12 protein-coding genes are annotated in these 13140 nt (G+C 65.4%); 5 read left to right on the top strand and 7 right to left on the bottom strand.

Going from position 1 to position 13140, the window contains the following annotated elements; genetic code table 11:
* Complete coding sequence (locus tag V6M89_RS27745) at positions 1 to 522, top strand: Imm26 family immunity protein (RefSeq protein ID WP_332856245.1); 522 nt, start codon at positions 1 to 3, stop codon at positions 520 to 522.
* Here V6M89_RS27745 and V6M89_RS27740 read toward each other — a convergent pair.
* From V6M89_RS27740 to ompR, 3 genes are read right to left on the bottom strand one after another with little or no spacing between them, the layout of a single operon-like run.
* Complete coding sequence (locus V6M89_RS27740; protein ID WP_332856244.1) at positions 509 to 1216, bottom strand: hypothetical protein; 708 nt, start codon at positions 1214 to 1216, stop codon at positions 509 to 511. The two genes, V6M89_RS27745 and V6M89_RS27740, sit on opposite strands and share 14 nt — an antisense overlap.
* Positions 1216 to 2577, bottom strand: coding sequence for a sensor histidine kinase (locus V6M89_RS27735; protein WP_332856243.1), 1362 nt, complete (start codon positions 2575 to 2577; stop codon positions 1216 to 1218). Before V6M89_RS27735 ends, V6M89_RS27740 begins: the two co-directional genes overlap by 1 nt.
* 15 nt (positions 2578 to 2592) lie before the next feature.
* On the bottom strand, positions 2593 to 3360 hold the full coding sequence (gene ompR, locus V6M89_RS27730) for an osmolarity response regulator transcription factor OmpR (protein ID WP_020702208.1): 768 nt from the start codon (positions 3358 to 3360) through the stop codon (positions 2593 to 2595).
* Positions 3361 to 3605: 245 nt separating this feature from the next.
* Between ompR and V6M89_RS27725 the strand changes: the two genes are divergently transcribed.
* The 3 genes from V6M89_RS27725 to V6M89_RS27715 all read left to right on the top strand — a co-directional run bounded on the left by V6M89_RS27725 (position 3606) and on the right by V6M89_RS27715 (position 8057).
* Positions 3606 to 3908, top strand: a complete 303-nt coding sequence (locus tag V6M89_RS27725; RefSeq protein WP_332856260.1) for a hypothetical protein — start codon at positions 3606 to 3608, stop codon at positions 3906 to 3908.
* A gap of 324 nt (positions 3909 to 4232) precedes the next feature.
* Positions 4233 to 6077 carry a flagellar assembly protein A gene (locus tag V6M89_RS27720; protein WP_332856242.1) on the top strand — a complete coding sequence of 615 codons (1845 nt, stop codon included), beginning with the start codon at positions 4233 to 4235 and terminating at the stop codon, positions 6075 to 6077.
* Between the two features lie 114 nt (positions 6078 to 6191).
* Positions 6192 to 8057: a flagellar assembly protein A gene (locus tag V6M89_RS27715; RefSeq protein WP_332856241.1), complete on the top strand. Its 1866-nt coding sequence runs from the start codon at positions 6192 to 6194 to the stop codon at positions 8055 to 8057.
* Between the two features lies 1 nt (position 8058).
* On the opposite strand, the gene arfB is transcribed toward V6M89_RS27715, so the two are convergent.
* Positions 8059 to 8448 (bottom strand): alternative ribosome rescue aminoacyl-tRNA hydrolase ArfB, encoded by a 390-nt coding sequence (gene arfB, locus V6M89_RS27710; protein ID WP_332856240.1) that lies wholly within the window; start codon positions 8446 to 8448, stop codon positions 8059 to 8061.
* Positions 8445 to 9518: a CaiB/BaiF CoA transferase family protein gene (locus V6M89_RS27705; RefSeq protein ID WP_332856239.1), complete on the bottom strand. Its 1074-nt coding sequence runs from the start codon at positions 9516 to 9518 to the stop codon at positions 8445 to 8447. The genes arfB and V6M89_RS27705 overlap by 4 nt, the downstream gene beginning before the upstream one ends.
* A gap of 126 nt (positions 9519 to 9644) precedes the next feature.
* Between V6M89_RS27705 and V6M89_RS27700 the strand changes: the two genes are divergently transcribed.
* Complete coding sequence (locus V6M89_RS27700) at positions 9645 to 10133, top strand: chemotaxis protein CheW (protein WP_332856238.1); 489 nt, start codon at positions 9645 to 9647, stop codon at positions 10131 to 10133.
* On the opposite strand, the gene V6M89_RS27695 is transcribed toward V6M89_RS27700, so the two are convergent.
* Both V6M89_RS27695 and prmB read right to left on the bottom strand, forming a co-directional pair.
* Positions 10130 to 12103, bottom strand: a complete 1974-nt coding sequence (locus tag V6M89_RS27695) for an ATP-binding cassette domain-containing protein (protein WP_332856237.1) — start codon at positions 12101 to 12103, stop codon at positions 10130 to 10132. The genes V6M89_RS27700 and V6M89_RS27695 overlap by 4 nt on opposite strands.
* A gap of 122 nt (positions 12104 to 12225) precedes the next feature.
* A complete protein-coding gene (prmB, locus tag V6M89_RS27690) occupies positions 12226 to 13113 on the bottom strand; it encodes a 50S ribosomal protein L3 N(5)-glutamine methyltransferase (protein WP_332856236.1) in 888 nt (295 codons plus the stop codon).
* Positions 13114 to 13140 lie beyond the last annotated feature (27 nt).

The raw sequence follows: 13140 nt of genomic DNA, 5'->3' as shown, positions 1-13140 counted from the left end.
ATGAGGCAGTCGTATCAAGAGGGAAGCTGGTTCGCCATACCGTTGCTGGATGGCGGCTATGGCTGGGGCCTGGTGGCGCGTTTGTCGCCAGGCAGCAAGATCATGCTGGCGTATCTGTTCGGACCCAAGCTGCCGCGTTTGCCGTCGCTGGAGGAGCTCAATACGCTGCAACCGCAGGACGCGGTCAAGGTGCTGCGGGTGGGCGACATGGCGCTGGCCAGCGGCCATTGGCGCGTGCTGGGCGATATCGTCGACTGGAATCCGGCGCGCTGGCCGATGCCGCAGTTCCTGCGCCGCGCCGACTCGCTCAAGCGCGCCTGGCGCGTGACGTATTCGGATGCGGACCCGAGCCGCTCGGAGCGCGAAGAGTCCGTGCCTTACGATACGCAGGGCCTGGAGGCGGATTCGCTGTACGGCTACGGCTCGACCGAGCTGTTGCTGACCCGGCTGCTGGAGCCGCAGGATCACCCGATCAACCGTGGCAGCAGCAGCGGCAGCGGTAGCAGCGTCAGTCGCAGCTGACGTTCCAGGCAGCAAACTCGCCGCGGTGCTTGCGCACGGCGACGCGGGCGATCGTGTCGCGGTCGCTTTCAAATACCAGGCTGAACATCACGGGCGCGCCGGCCGCAGGCGGCGCCGGCTCGATTCCACGCAGCGTGAACGGTAGCGCACGCTGGCGTATGCACTGAGAGTTCCCGGCGAACAGCAAACGCGCGCGGCTCAGCAGTTCGGGATACTGGCGCAGCAGCGCCACCACGTCTTCCGGCGGCAGCGCCTGGTCCATCAGCACTGTGTGCGGCGCGGCGGTGCAGATGGTCTTGGGCTTGGCCAGCCACACATGCCAGCTGGGGAGCTGGGCCGATTCGGTCCAGCGCCCGTCCTTGGGCGCCTTGGCGTCGTAGACAAAACTCGAACGGATTTGCCGGCACAGGTCGACCGCGGAATGGCGCGGCGCCGAATCGACGCGGGCGATCACCTGCCAAGGCTTACCGCGCTGGCGCTGGATGTCGAAGTCCGGCGCGAACAGCGGCGGCACCGGGCGCGCGCCCCTGGATTCGGCCAGCATCTTCTGGCGGAAGTAGTCGTCGAAGGAACTGCGCTCCTCGTCGCTGGGGGCGCGCTGTTCCATGGGCGGCGGGGCGGCCGACTTTGCTGGTTTGCCGGCCACGGCTGGTCCGGCCGCCGCCAGCAGCACCGCGCAATACATGGTCCGCATCAAGCCGCCTTCATCACGATCTGGATCAGCAGGCCGCCGCCTTCGCGGTTGCGCACGTGCAGTTCGGCGCCGTGGCGCAGCATCACGCGGTCGACGATGGCCAGGCCCAGGCCGGCGCCGTTGGCCTGGCCGCGCGCGGTGTCGAGCCGGGTGAAGGGCTTGAGCAACTGCTCGATCTGGTCGGCCGGCACGCCGCTGCCGTGGTCCTGCACCTCGATGATGACGCGGCGCGAGGTGTGCATGCCTTTGGTGCTGCACTTGATGTCGATCTCGGTCAGCTCGCTGCCGGGCGTCTTGCCGTAGCGGCGGGCATTCTCGATCAGGTTGTTGATGACGCGCTTGATGTCGGTGGCGTTGCCCATCACGTGGGCGTTGGCGACGATGTCGGTGCTGATGCGCACGTCCGGCAGGCGGCCGGCTTCATGCGCGGTCTCCTCAAGCAGTTCGCTGAGGTCGACGTTGATGAAGCTCGACACCTCGGTCGGCTTGGCGTAGTCGAGGAACTGGCCGATGATGTCGTCCATCTGGCCGATGTCGGACTGGATGCCCTCGCGCGCCTCGTTCGACAGGTTGGCCATCTCCACTTCCAGCTGCATGCGCGCCAGCGGCGTGCGCAGGTCGTGCGAGATGCCGGCCAGGATCACGGCGCGGTCCGATTCCACCTGCTGCAACTGCACCACCATCTGGTTGAAGCTGCGGTTGGCTTCCATGATCTCCATCGGGCCTTTTTCCGGCAGCGGCTCCGGCCGCTTCCCCTGCGCGAAGGCGCGCGTGGCTTGCGTCAGGCGGCGCAGCGGCAGGTTGATCAGGCTGGAGATGAAGGCCGCGCCCAGCAGCGACACCACCGACACCACGCTGGCCCAGCCCAGCCACTGGATGCCGGTCAGGCCGCGGATGCGCTCGCGTTCCAGCATCAGCCAGTAGGCGTCGTCGTCGATCTTGAAGCTGACCCAGAAGCCGGCCACGCCGTTGACGCGCGCCGAGAAGCGGGTGTCCTCGCCCAGCTTGGCCTTGACCAGCTTCTGGATGTCGGGCATCAGCGCGTTGTCGGGCGGCGGATCGACCTTGTCGTCGTCCTCCAGCGTGAACACGCGGATGCCCTCGTTGGACACCAGGTCGAACAGCAGCTCGCGCCGCAGTTCGGGCGCCGAGTGGGTGAGGGCGGCGTGGGTGATGGTGACCACCGAGATCACCTGCGAGGAGATCTGCTGCACCTGCGGCTCGTGCTGCACCGCGCTGATCATGCCGACCCAGGCGGTCATGCTGGTGGTGGTCAGCGCGCCCAGCAGGAAGAAGGTGCGCCAGAACAGGCCGCTTTTCAGGCTGGCGGCCCTGAACGTAAAAGGAAACTTCGATTTCATGCGCACGCCCGCGCCTTAGCGCGGCTGCCCCTCCGGAATGAACACATAGCCCAGGCCCCAGACGGTCTGGATGTACAGCGGGCTCGATGGATCGGGCTCGATCAGTTTGCGCAGGCGCGAGATCTGCACGTCCAGGCTGCGGTCGAACACTTCGTATTCGCGGCCGCGCGCCAGTTCCATCAGCTTTTCGCGCGACAGCGGCTGGCGCGCGTGGCGGGCGAATACTTTTAGTACCGAAAATTCGCCGGTGGTCAACGGCACGGTCTCGCCGGCCTTCTTCAGCGTGCGGGTGCCCAGGTCCAGCACGAACTGGCCGAATTCGAACGATTGCGGGGTTTCCGACGGCGCGCCGGGGATTTCGTCCGGGCCGCGGCGGCGCAGCACGGCGCCGATGCGGGCCACCAGCTCGCGCGGGTTGAACGGTTTTGGCAGGTAGTCGTCGGCGCCCATTTCCAGGCCGACGATGCGGTCCACGTCTTCGCCCTTGGCGGTCAGCATGATGATCGGCGTCTGGTCGCCGGCGCCGCGCAGGCGGCGGCAGATCGACAGGCCGTCTTCGCCCGGCAGCATCAGGTCCAGCACCAGCAGGTCGTAGCGCTCGCGCAGCCACAGCTTGTTCATGGCCGTCGCGCTTTCGGCGGTGAAGACGTTGAAGCCTTGCTCGGTCAGGTAGCGGCGCAGCAGGTCGCGCAGTCGCACGTCGTCGTCCACTACCATGATCTTGGCCTGATGGCCATGCTGGTTGGCGGAGGTGTTGCCGGATTCAGTCGTTGTGCTAGTCATTTGGCTGCCAGATTTGTCATATTCATGTTGCTATGGTAACGTCATATTCGCATTGCGAAAACGTCTGTGACAACCCATTACAAAGTGTTACAAACTTTACCCAATTCGTCTTACCCCCTCAGGTAAAGCATCATACACTCTGGGCATAGATTCAGCTTTTTAGGAACGTCATGGGCATCGATCACAAAAAAAACTACGCGGCAGCAAGCGCAAATTTTTGCGTGCGATCCCTCTTGGGCGTTCTGTTGCTGAGTGGCGCCGCGATGGCGCACGACAGCTCGTCGGAGCGCGATGCGCCGCGCCGCGAAGAACCCCGCACCCTGCCTGCACGCGACGCTCAGCCGGCTCGCCAGGCTGATCCGCGCCAGCTCGATCCACGCAGCTACGAGGCCCGCGCCGAAGAGCAGCGCCGCGCCATGCAGGAAGCGGGCCGCAATGCCGAAATGAATCGCCGTGCCGGCCGCCTGACGCCGGACGAGCGCCGCGACCTGCGGCGCCAGATCAACGAAGTCGGCCAGGATATCTACGCCAACCCACCGCGCCATTGAGAAGTCGTTTCAAAAAGACCGCAGCGTCGTTGCGGTCCCTCGCCGTGCATTCGCACTGTCTTCGAGGCCGCGCCTAGCTGCGCTCATTTTGAAACAACTTCCCAGGAAGTATGGCTTTGTTAATGATCCAACATTGATCTGTAGCAATAAGTTCACAGTTGTGTCGTGCACGCCACGAAAATCGCTTTCTTTTCCTTAGTCTAAGTGTAATATTCGTTAATTACACGCAATGCCTTTCGGCCGCGTGCCGTTCGGAGGAAGATAGTGGTTCAAGAGCTTGCCCCTGTCGCGCCAGGCCAGGAGTCCCACGCTCCGGGGAGCGGCTTGCCTATCGGCTTGCTGAAGCGGCCGGACGGCATCTACATCGACCTGGCGCTGTCGCCGCTGACGCTGACCGCCGCCATCAACGAAGTCTTCCATTCCCACTGTTATTTCGCCGGCCTGAATTACCCCTTGCTGGTCAAGGCGCTGTACGGCGTCGGCCCGGATACCGGCGTGCCGGGCCCGGTGCGGCTGGCGGCCGAGTTGCGCGTGATGGAGCCGGAGCGCATCGCGCTGTACAAGAATCCGAAGATGGGACGCGGCTACGCCGAATACTATTTCGAGACGCTGTACCTGGACGCGATGACGCTGCCCGACGGCACCGAGATCCCGGAACGGCCGACGCGGCTGGACGTCGACGAGTTCGTGGCCGAGATGTGGAACAAGGGCATCCTGTTCGGCATCGAGGTGGCGGCCGTGGCGGCGGCCATCGCCTCCACCAAGGCCGACCGCATCACCGTGGCCACCGAGCTGGAACCGGAGCCGGGCCAGGACGCGACGGTGGTCGAAGTGTCGTCCGACCTGCACCGCAGCGACGCGCCCAAGACCAAGGCCGACGGCCGTGTCGATTTGGGCAGCTTCCAGAACCGCTTCCCGCAGATCAAGGCCAATGTGCGGCTGCTGAAAAAGCTGCCGGCCGTGCCGGGGCAGCCGGGCTTCGACCTGGCCGGCCGCATGACGCCGGCCGAGACACCCAAGGACCTGACGCTGCGCTTCTTCGCCGGCGACGGCACCGATGCCGTGATGGTGGACAACGAGGAGTACCTGGTGTCGACCCGCGAAGGCTTCCTGAATGTCGATTCCAAGTCCAACCGCATTTCCATCACCGATAAAATCGTCAGCACGGACGGCGTCAGCGGCCGCACCACCGGCAACCTGGAACTGGCCGGCGCCTACGAGGAATTCGGCGACGTGCAGGAACAGCGCGACGTCACCGGCGGCGACATCACGGTGCACGGCAACGTCTACGGCAATATCCATTCGCGCGGCGGCACCGTGGTGCTGGACCAGAACCTGGTCAGCGGCAGCGTCGCCAACGTGGCCGGCAACATTACCATCACCGGGGTCGCCTCCGGCTCGGTGATCTCCACCCGCAGCGGCGCTATCCACATCGGCCGGGCCGAGAACTGCGTTATCTCCGGCACCATCGTGACCTTGGGCGAGGCCTCCAACTGCGAGATCATCGCCGAAGAAATCCGCATCGAAGTGGCCGAGGGCTGCGCAGTGGCCGGCCGCAACGTCGAAATCGAAAACGCCGGACCGCGCCGCCGCACCGAGATGGTCATCTATGTGCTGGTGAAGGACGTCAGCCAGTTCGACCAGGAGATCGCCGACCTGGAACTGCGGGTGGCGGGCTTCGAGGCGGCCAACCTGGCGGCGCGGGAGGAGGCCGAACGCATCGCGGCGGTGCCGGACGTGCGGCGCTACCTGGCGCTGGCCGAAAAACTGCGGGTGCAGGAACTGCAGCTGACCGCCGACCAGGGCCAGTTCCTGCGCAAGATCGCCGGCGCGGTGGCCACCGAGTTGCAGGCCATCGCCAAGCTGCGCACCGACCTGCAGGCAGGCCAGACGCAGCAGAAGCTGTTGCAGGACAAGCTGGCCCGCGTGCTCGAGCAGAAGGCGGAAGCGGCGGGCATCGCGCGCTGCGGCCTGCATCTGGTCAGCGGCGACACCCTGGTGCGCACCATGCCGTTCCAGGCGGACGTCGCGGCGCTGATCCAGCTGCCCGCCAAGGACATCAAGCAGCGCCTGCGCGGCACGCCCAACGGCGGCGAAGTGCTGTTCAGCGACGGCGCCGGCTCGCTGGACTGGCACCTCAACGCACGGCAGCGGCCTGTGGCTGGCTAGCCCAGGTGCGCGCACAATGCCTGCGGTTCATGCTAATCTAGGTTCAACATTACAAAGTGAAGAAGCGCTGCCTGGCCGGGCGGCGTTTCGACGTACATTTTCCTGGGGATTACTGTGTCAGATGACGCGACGGCGCTGGATTTAAACGCGGAGAGCGAGCTGCCCGCAGCGATCGTCAAGCGCGCGGACGGCGTCTTTTTCGCTGCCGACGCCTCGGCCGTTTCCTGCCTGGCGGCGGTCAGCCAGGTGTTCCTCGGCAGCGCCTATTTCGCCAAGCTCGATTACGCCGTCTTCATCAAGCTGCTCTACAACTGCGGCCCGGACCTGCCGGCCAGCGTGACCAGCAAGCCGTTGATACGCTTTGCCGACACGATAGAACCGTTCCATCCGCCGCGCCGGGCCTTGTACAAGTCCGTCAAGATCATCAACGGCGAGGCCGAATACTATTTCGAGCCGGTTTTCTTCGAGGTGCCGGACCTGCCGCCGCAACCGGCGCGCCTGAATTTCGACGAATTCGTTTCCGACATGTGGGTCAAGGGCATACGCTTCGGCATCGACGCGCCGGCCGTGCGCGACGTGATCACCAGCGGGCGGCTGGCGCGCATCATCGTGGCCCGCCGGCTCAACGCCACGGCGGGGCGCGACGCCACCATCGTGGAGGTGTCGCAGGAAATCCATCGCAGTAATGCGCCGCGCGAAAAGTCGGACGGCAAGGTGGATTTGCAGGCCTTCCAGAACCGCTTCCCGCAGGTCAAGCCCAACGTCAAGCTGCTGCGCAAGGTGCCGCGCACGGCGGGCGTGCGCGGCTACGAACTGTCGGGCATCGTGCTGGAGCCGCCGGTCCCGCGCGACATCGAATTGAGCAGCGTGGCCGGCGAGGGCACGGTGATCGAGAACCTGCGCGACGGCGAATTCCTGGTGTCGGCGGTGGAGGGTTTCCTCAGCGTGGACCCGGCCAGCAAGCGGCTGTCGATCGGGCCCAAGATCATCAGCCGCGAAGGCGTCAGCGCGCGCACCACCGGCAATCTGCAGCTGACCGGCGAGTACGAGGAGTTCGGCGACGTGCAGGAACAGCGCTCGGTCGAAGGCGGCAACATCACCATCCACGGCGACGTGTTCGGCATCATCACCTCGCGCGGCGGAGATATTGTCCTGAGCCGCAACCTGATGGGCGGCACCATCACCAACGCCGACGGCGGCATACGGGTGCAGGGCGTGGCCTCCGGCTCGGTGCTGCAGACCAAGCGCGGCGAGGTGACGCTGGCGCGCGCGGAGAGCTGCATCATCTCCGGCACGCGGGTGGTGATCGGCGAGGCGAGCAACTGCGAAATCATGGCCGAGGAAGTGGTGATCAAGGTGGCCGAGGGCTGCGCCATCGCCGCGCGCAAGATCGAGATCGCCAACGCCGGTCCGCGCAAGCAGAACGAGATGCTGCTCTACACGCTGGTGCCGGACACCTCCAAGTTCGACAAGAAGATCGCCGAGTTGCAGCCCAGGGTGCAGCACGCCGCGCACGAGGCCAATATGCGCAAGGTGGAGATCGACGCCATCACCGGCCAGACCGAGGTGCGCAACTACCTGACGCTGGCCACCCGCGTGCGCAAGCGCGAGGTCATGTTGACGCCGGAGCAGGAGCCGCTGTTCCACCGGATGGCGGCGGCGGTGGGGCCGTCGTTGAAGGCGGTGGCGAAGATTTCGCTGGCGATGAAGGCGGCGCAGGTGCAGCAGGAGCAGGCGCAGGAAGAGGTCAACCAGGTGCAGCGGCAGAAGAGCGCCGTGATGCGCGGCTCGCGCTGCATGGTCGAGACCCTGACCGGCGACGTGCTGCTGCGGACCATGACCTTCGTGCCGGACGGGCCGCCGGCGCATGACCGGCCGGCCAAGGAGGTCAAGGCCAAGGTGCGCACCACGGCGGCCGGCATGAGCACCATCTACTCCGGCAGCGCCGGGCCGATCGCCTGGGCGCCGGAGACGGATTAAATTACAAGCTGATTTTGCCGCGCAGTTGCTTGCGTTCGCCGTCCTTGGCCTTGCCGTCCAGGCGCTTGCGCTGCGAGCTGCGGGTGGGCCTGGTGGCACGGCGCACGGTGGGCAGCACGGCCACGCTGTCGACCAGTTCCTGCAGGCGGCGCAAGGCTTCCTCCTTGTTGGCCTCCAGGCTGCGCGACTGCTGCGCCTTCAACACCACCACGCCGTCCTTGGTGATGCGCTGGTCGCGCATGGCCAGCAGGCGTTCCTTGATGTGCTCCGGCAGCGATGAGCTGACGATGTCGAAGCGCAGGTGCACCGCGCTGGAAACCTTGTTGACGTTCTGGCCGCCCGGCCCCTGGGCGCGGATGGCGTTGAACTCCACTTCGTTCACATCGATCACGGCGCGAACCTCACCGGCTGCGCCACCGACCACGACTCGCCTTCGGTGTCGTGCGGGCGGCGGCTGACGATATCCTGGAACAGCGGGTGCCGCAGCGCTTCCTCGGTGCGCAGCACCGGCGAGACGCAGCAGTCGGCGGCGGCGAAGGCTTCGCTCCACTGGGCCAGCGTGCGGGTGGCGAACAGCGCCTCCAGTTCGGCCTTGAGCGCCATCGCATCCTCGCCGCCGACCTGCTGGCCGAGCTGCCAGTGGCGCGGCTTCAGGTCCGGCCGTTGCAGCACGTCGCAGCAGCCCTGCCAGAACTTGAGCTCCAGCGCGCCGACCGCCATGTAGCGGCCATCCGCCGTGCGGTAGACGTTGTAGCAGGGGACGCCGCCGGTCAGCAGGTCGCTGCCCGGCACGGCGGGCGCGCCGTTGTTGACCGCCACCAGCGGCATGATGTTATGCGCCATCACGGCGGCCGTCATCGAGACATCGACGAAGCGGCCGGCGCCGCCCATCTTGACTGCCACCAGCGCCGCCAGGATGCCTTGCAGCGCCGATTGGGCGCCGCCCAGCAGGTCGCCCACTTGCAGGTTGGGCAGCGCGGGCACGCCGTCGGCGCCGGCGTTCTGGTCCAGCATGCCGGCGTAGCCGATGTAGTTGATGTCGTGCCCGGCCAGCTGCGCAAAGGGGCCGTGCTGGCCGTAGCCGGAGATCGCGCACATCACCAGCTTGGGATTGCGCTGGCGGAGCGTCTGCCAGCCCAGGCCGAGTTTTTCCATCACGCCGGGGCGGAAGCTCTCCACCAGCACGTCGGCCGTCTCCACCATCGCCAGCAGCTGCTCGCGGTGCGTGGCGTCCTTCAGGTCCAGCCGCATCATCTGTTTGCCGCGATTGACGGCGACGAAGAACTGCGACACTTCATTGCGCACCGGCCCCATGACGCGCGCGTAGTCGCCGGGACCGGGATCTTCGATCTTGATTACTTCCGCGCCCATGTCCGCCAGGTGCATGGTGGCGACGGGGCCGGGCAGCAAGCGGGTCAAGTCCAGTACGCGGATGCCGCTGAGAGGGAGCTGTGTATTCATGAAGGCATTGTAGCAAACCAGCCACTGCGAGCCCGGCGAATGTTGACGCCGCTCAACGACCGCCGGGGAGGGCAAAGGTAGGATGGCACATGCCTGTTACCGCACGTCCCGGACGAAAGGATCATCATGCCTTCATTGACAACGCAAGCCGCCAGCGCAGACACCACCGCCGCGCCGGGCCAATATCTGGTGTTCCGGCTGGGTGGCCTGGACTACGCGCTGGACTTCAGCAAGGTGCAGGAGCTGCGGCCCTTGAAGGCGCTGGAGCGGTTTTCATCGGAGGGGGCGATCGTGGCCGGGGTGGCGGTGTCGCGCGGCGTGATCATGCCGATCGTCGACATGCGCATCGCCTTCGGGCCACGGCCGCCGGAGCACGATCCGCTGACGGATGTGATCATCCTCAAGCTGTCGAGCTGCGTGATGGGGATGGTGGTGGATGGGGTGACGGATATCGTCCAGCTGACGCTGGGGCAGATCCAGCCGATACCCGGCGCCAGTGCGGTGGAGTACCTGGTCGGTATCGGCGAAGCGGACGGGCGCCGGCTGATCGTGGTCGACATCGATAAGCTGATGTCGATCCAAAAAGTTCAGATGGGCGCCCGCCAAGCCGCTTAGGCCAGCGCTTCCAGCTGTTCCTGCAACTCCAGCCATTCAGCTTCGAGCTGGCCGAGGTCCTTGGTGAAGAAGGTCTGATCGGCCAGCAGCTGTTTCAGCTTGGCCTTGTTGGCGGCGTCGTAGATCGACGATTCGCCCAGGGCTGCATCCACATCGGCTTTCTGCGCGCTGCGCTTGGCGATCTGGTCGTCCAGGCGCTTGATCTTCTGCTCCAGCGGCTTGCGCAGCGCGGCCAGGCGCTGGCGGTCTTCGGCCTGCTGGCGCTTCTGGTCCTTGCTGACCGCTGCCGGCGCGGCGGCGGTCGGCGGCGCGACCGGCGAGGTCACCGGGAAGTCGGTCTTGTTGGCCTTGCCCGCAGCCGGCAGCACGTCGGTGCCTTTACCCAGCTTGGTCTTGAACAGCCAATCCTTGTAGTCGTCCAGATCGCCGTCGAACGGCTGCAGCTTGCCGTCGGCGACGATGATGAATTCGTCGGTGGTGGCGCGCAGCAGGTGGCGATCGTGGGAGACGACCACCAGCGTGCCTTCGAACTGCGCCAGCGCTTCGGTCAGCGCCTCGCGGGTTTCCAGGTCCAGGTGATTGGTCGGTTCATCGAGCAGCAGCAGGTTGGGGCGCTGCCAGACGATCAGGGCCAACGCCAGGCGGGCCTTCTCGCCGCCGGAGAACGGCGCGATCGAGCTGGTGACCATGGTGCCCGGGAAGTTGAAGCCGCCCAGGAAGTTGCGCAGTTCCTGTTCGCGCACGGTCGGCGCGATCTTGGCCAGGTGCCACAGCGGCGATTCGTCGTGGCGCAGCATCTCCACCTGGTGCTGGGCGAAGTAGCCGATATTCAGGCCCTTGCCCATGGTGGCGTCGCCGGTCAGCGGCGACAGTTCGCCGGCGATGGTCTTGATCAGCGTCGATTTACCGGCGCCGTTCACACCCAGCAGGCCGATACGCTGGCCGATCTGCAGCGAGAACTTGATCTTGTTGACGATGGTCTTGTGGGTGATCTCGCCGGTTTCTTCGTTTTCGATCTTGTAGCCGGCGTCGACGTCTTCCATCACCAGCAGCGGATTCGGGGCGCTGAGCGGCTCGCGGAATTCGAACGAGAATTCGGCGGCGGCGCGCAGCGGCGCCAGTTCTTCCATCTTGGCCAGCGCCTTCATGCGGCTCTGCGCCTGGCGGGCCTTGGAGGCTTGTGCCTTGAAGCGGTTGACGAACGATTCAAGGTGGGCGCGCTTGCGCTGCTGCTTTTCCAGCGCGCCGGCGGCCAGGATCATCTGCGCCGCGCGCTGACGTTCGAAGGACGAGTAGTTGCCCGAGTAGCGTTTCAGCTTGCGCTCGTCGATGTGCACCACCACGTTCACTACTTCGTCGAGGAAGTCGCGATCGTGGGAGATGATCAGCAAGGTGCCGGCGTAGCGTTTGAGCCAGTCTTCCAGCCAGATGATCGCGTCCAGATCCAGGTGGTTGGTCGGTTCATCGAGCAGCAGCAGGTCGGAAGGGCACATCAGCGCCTGCGCCAGGTTCAGGCGCATGCGCCAGCCGCCGGAGAAGCTGGCCACCGGTTGCTGCATCTGGTCGATCGAGAAGCCAAGGCCCAGCAGCAGCTGTTCGCCACGCGACTGCACGGTGTAGGCGTCGGCGTCGGCCAGCGCGCTGTAGATCTCGCCGATGGCGATGCCGTTCTCGGACGATTCAGGCTCCGCTTCCAGGCGGGCCAGTTCGGCCTCCAGCTTGCGCAGGGTGACGTCGCCGTCGATGGCGTAGTCGAGCGCCGCGCGGTCCAGCGGCGGGGTTTCCTGCGCCACGTAAGCGACGCGCCATTTGGCCGGGAAGTCGATCTCGCCCTGGTCCGGGTGCAGCTCGCCGCGCATCATCGCGAACAGGCTGGATTTGCCGGCGCCATTGGCGCCAATCAGGCCAATCTTGTCGCCTGGGTTGAGGGTGACATCGACCTGTTCCAGCAGCGGCTTAATACCGCGCATCAGGCTTACTTGAATAAAGCGAATCATCTTGTTCTTTGATAGTTAGCCCGTCATTCCCGCGCAGGCGGGAATCCATACTCAGCATGGGTCCCCGCTTGCGCGAGGACGACGCGCGGCGGTTATTACAGCTTTAGTTGGTCTGCGGTCAGCAGGAATACCATGTCGTCGCCGTTGCTGGTGGTGAGCCAGATCAGGCCCAGTTCACCGAAGGCCGCTTCGGCGAACTCGCGTTCATTGCCGATTTCGACGATCAGGATGCCGTCGTCGGTCAGGCGTTCTGCGGCGCCGGCGACGATCTTGCGCACCAGGTCCATGCCATCCTTGCCGCCGTCCAGCGCCAGTTCAGGCTCGGCGCGGTACTCCATCGGCAGCTTGCTCATCGACGACGAGTTCACATACGGCGGGTTGGTGATGATCAGGTCATACTTCTTGTCCGGCACATTGGCGTACAGGTCGGACTGGATCAGCGTCAGGCGGTCTTCCAGCTTGTAGGTGGCGACGTTTTTCTTCGCCACTTCCAGCGCGTCGGCCGAGATGTCGACCGCGTCCACGTGCGCGTCCGGGAAGGCGTCGGCCAGCATGATGGCCAGGCAGCCGGAGCCCGTGCACAGTTCCAGCACGTTGGCCACGTTTTCAGGCTCGTTGACCCACGGCGAGAAGTACTGCGGGATCAGTTCCGCGATGAAGGAGCGCGGCACGATGGTGCGCTCGTCCACGTAGAAGCTGTAGGTGCCCAGCCACGCTTCGTTGGTGATGTAGGCGGCCGGCACGCGCTCGTTGGTGCGGCGGTCGATGACGGCCATGACGGACGCGATTTCCTCCGGCAGCAGCTTGGCGTCCAGGAACGGGTCCAGGTGGTCCAGCGGCAGCTTGAGCGTGTGCAGGATCAGGTAGGCCGCTTCGTCGAAGGCTTCGACGCTGCCATGGCCGAAGAACAGCTTGGCGGTGTTGAAGCGGGTGACGGCGTAGCGCAACAGGTCGCGCGGCGTGGTGAAAGGAGTCGTGTTCATGGCTATCTCGGTAAAACAGTAATCGGT

The sequence above is a fragment of the Duganella sp. S19_KUP01_CR8 genome, assembly GCF_036688705.1.
Taxonomy (GTDB): Bacteria; Pseudomonadota; Gammaproteobacteria; order Burkholderiales; family Burkholderiaceae_D; genus Rugamonas.
This window is presented reverse-complemented; position numbering and strand designations above follow the sequence as displayed.

Excerpts from the sequence above, each read along its gene's own strand:
- V6M89_RS27745 (WP_332856245.1), top strand. The coding sequence starts at position 1 with ATGAGGCAGTCGTATCAAGAGGGAAGCTGGTTCGCCATACCGTTGCTG.
- ompR (WP_020702208.1), bottom strand. The coding sequence starts at position 3,360 with ATGACTAGCACAACGACTGAATCCGGCAACACCTCCGCCAACCAGCAT.
- V6M89_RS27735 (WP_332856243.1), bottom strand. The coding sequence starts at position 2,577 with ATGAAATCGAAGTTTCCTTTTACGTTCAGGGCCGCCAGCCTGAAAAGC.
- prmB (WP_332856236.1), bottom strand. The coding sequence starts at position 13,113 with ATGAACACGACTCCTTTCACCACGCCGCGCGACCTGTTGCGCTACGCC.
- V6M89_RS27705 (WP_332856239.1), bottom strand. The coding sequence starts at position 9,518 with ATGAATACACAGCTCCCTCTCAGCGGCATCCGCGTACTGGACTTGACC.
- V6M89_RS27740 (WP_332856244.1), bottom strand. The coding sequence starts at position 1,216 with ATGCGGACCATGTATTGCGCGGTGCTGCTGGCGGCGGCCGGACCAGCC.
- V6M89_RS27700 (WP_332856238.1), top strand. The coding sequence starts at position 9,645 with ATGCCTTCATTGACAACGCAAGCCGCCAGCGCAGACACCACCGCCGCG.
- V6M89_RS27695 (WP_332856237.1), bottom strand. The coding sequence starts at position 12,103 with ATGCGCGGTATTAAGCCGCTGCTGGAACAGGTCGATGTCACCCTCAAC.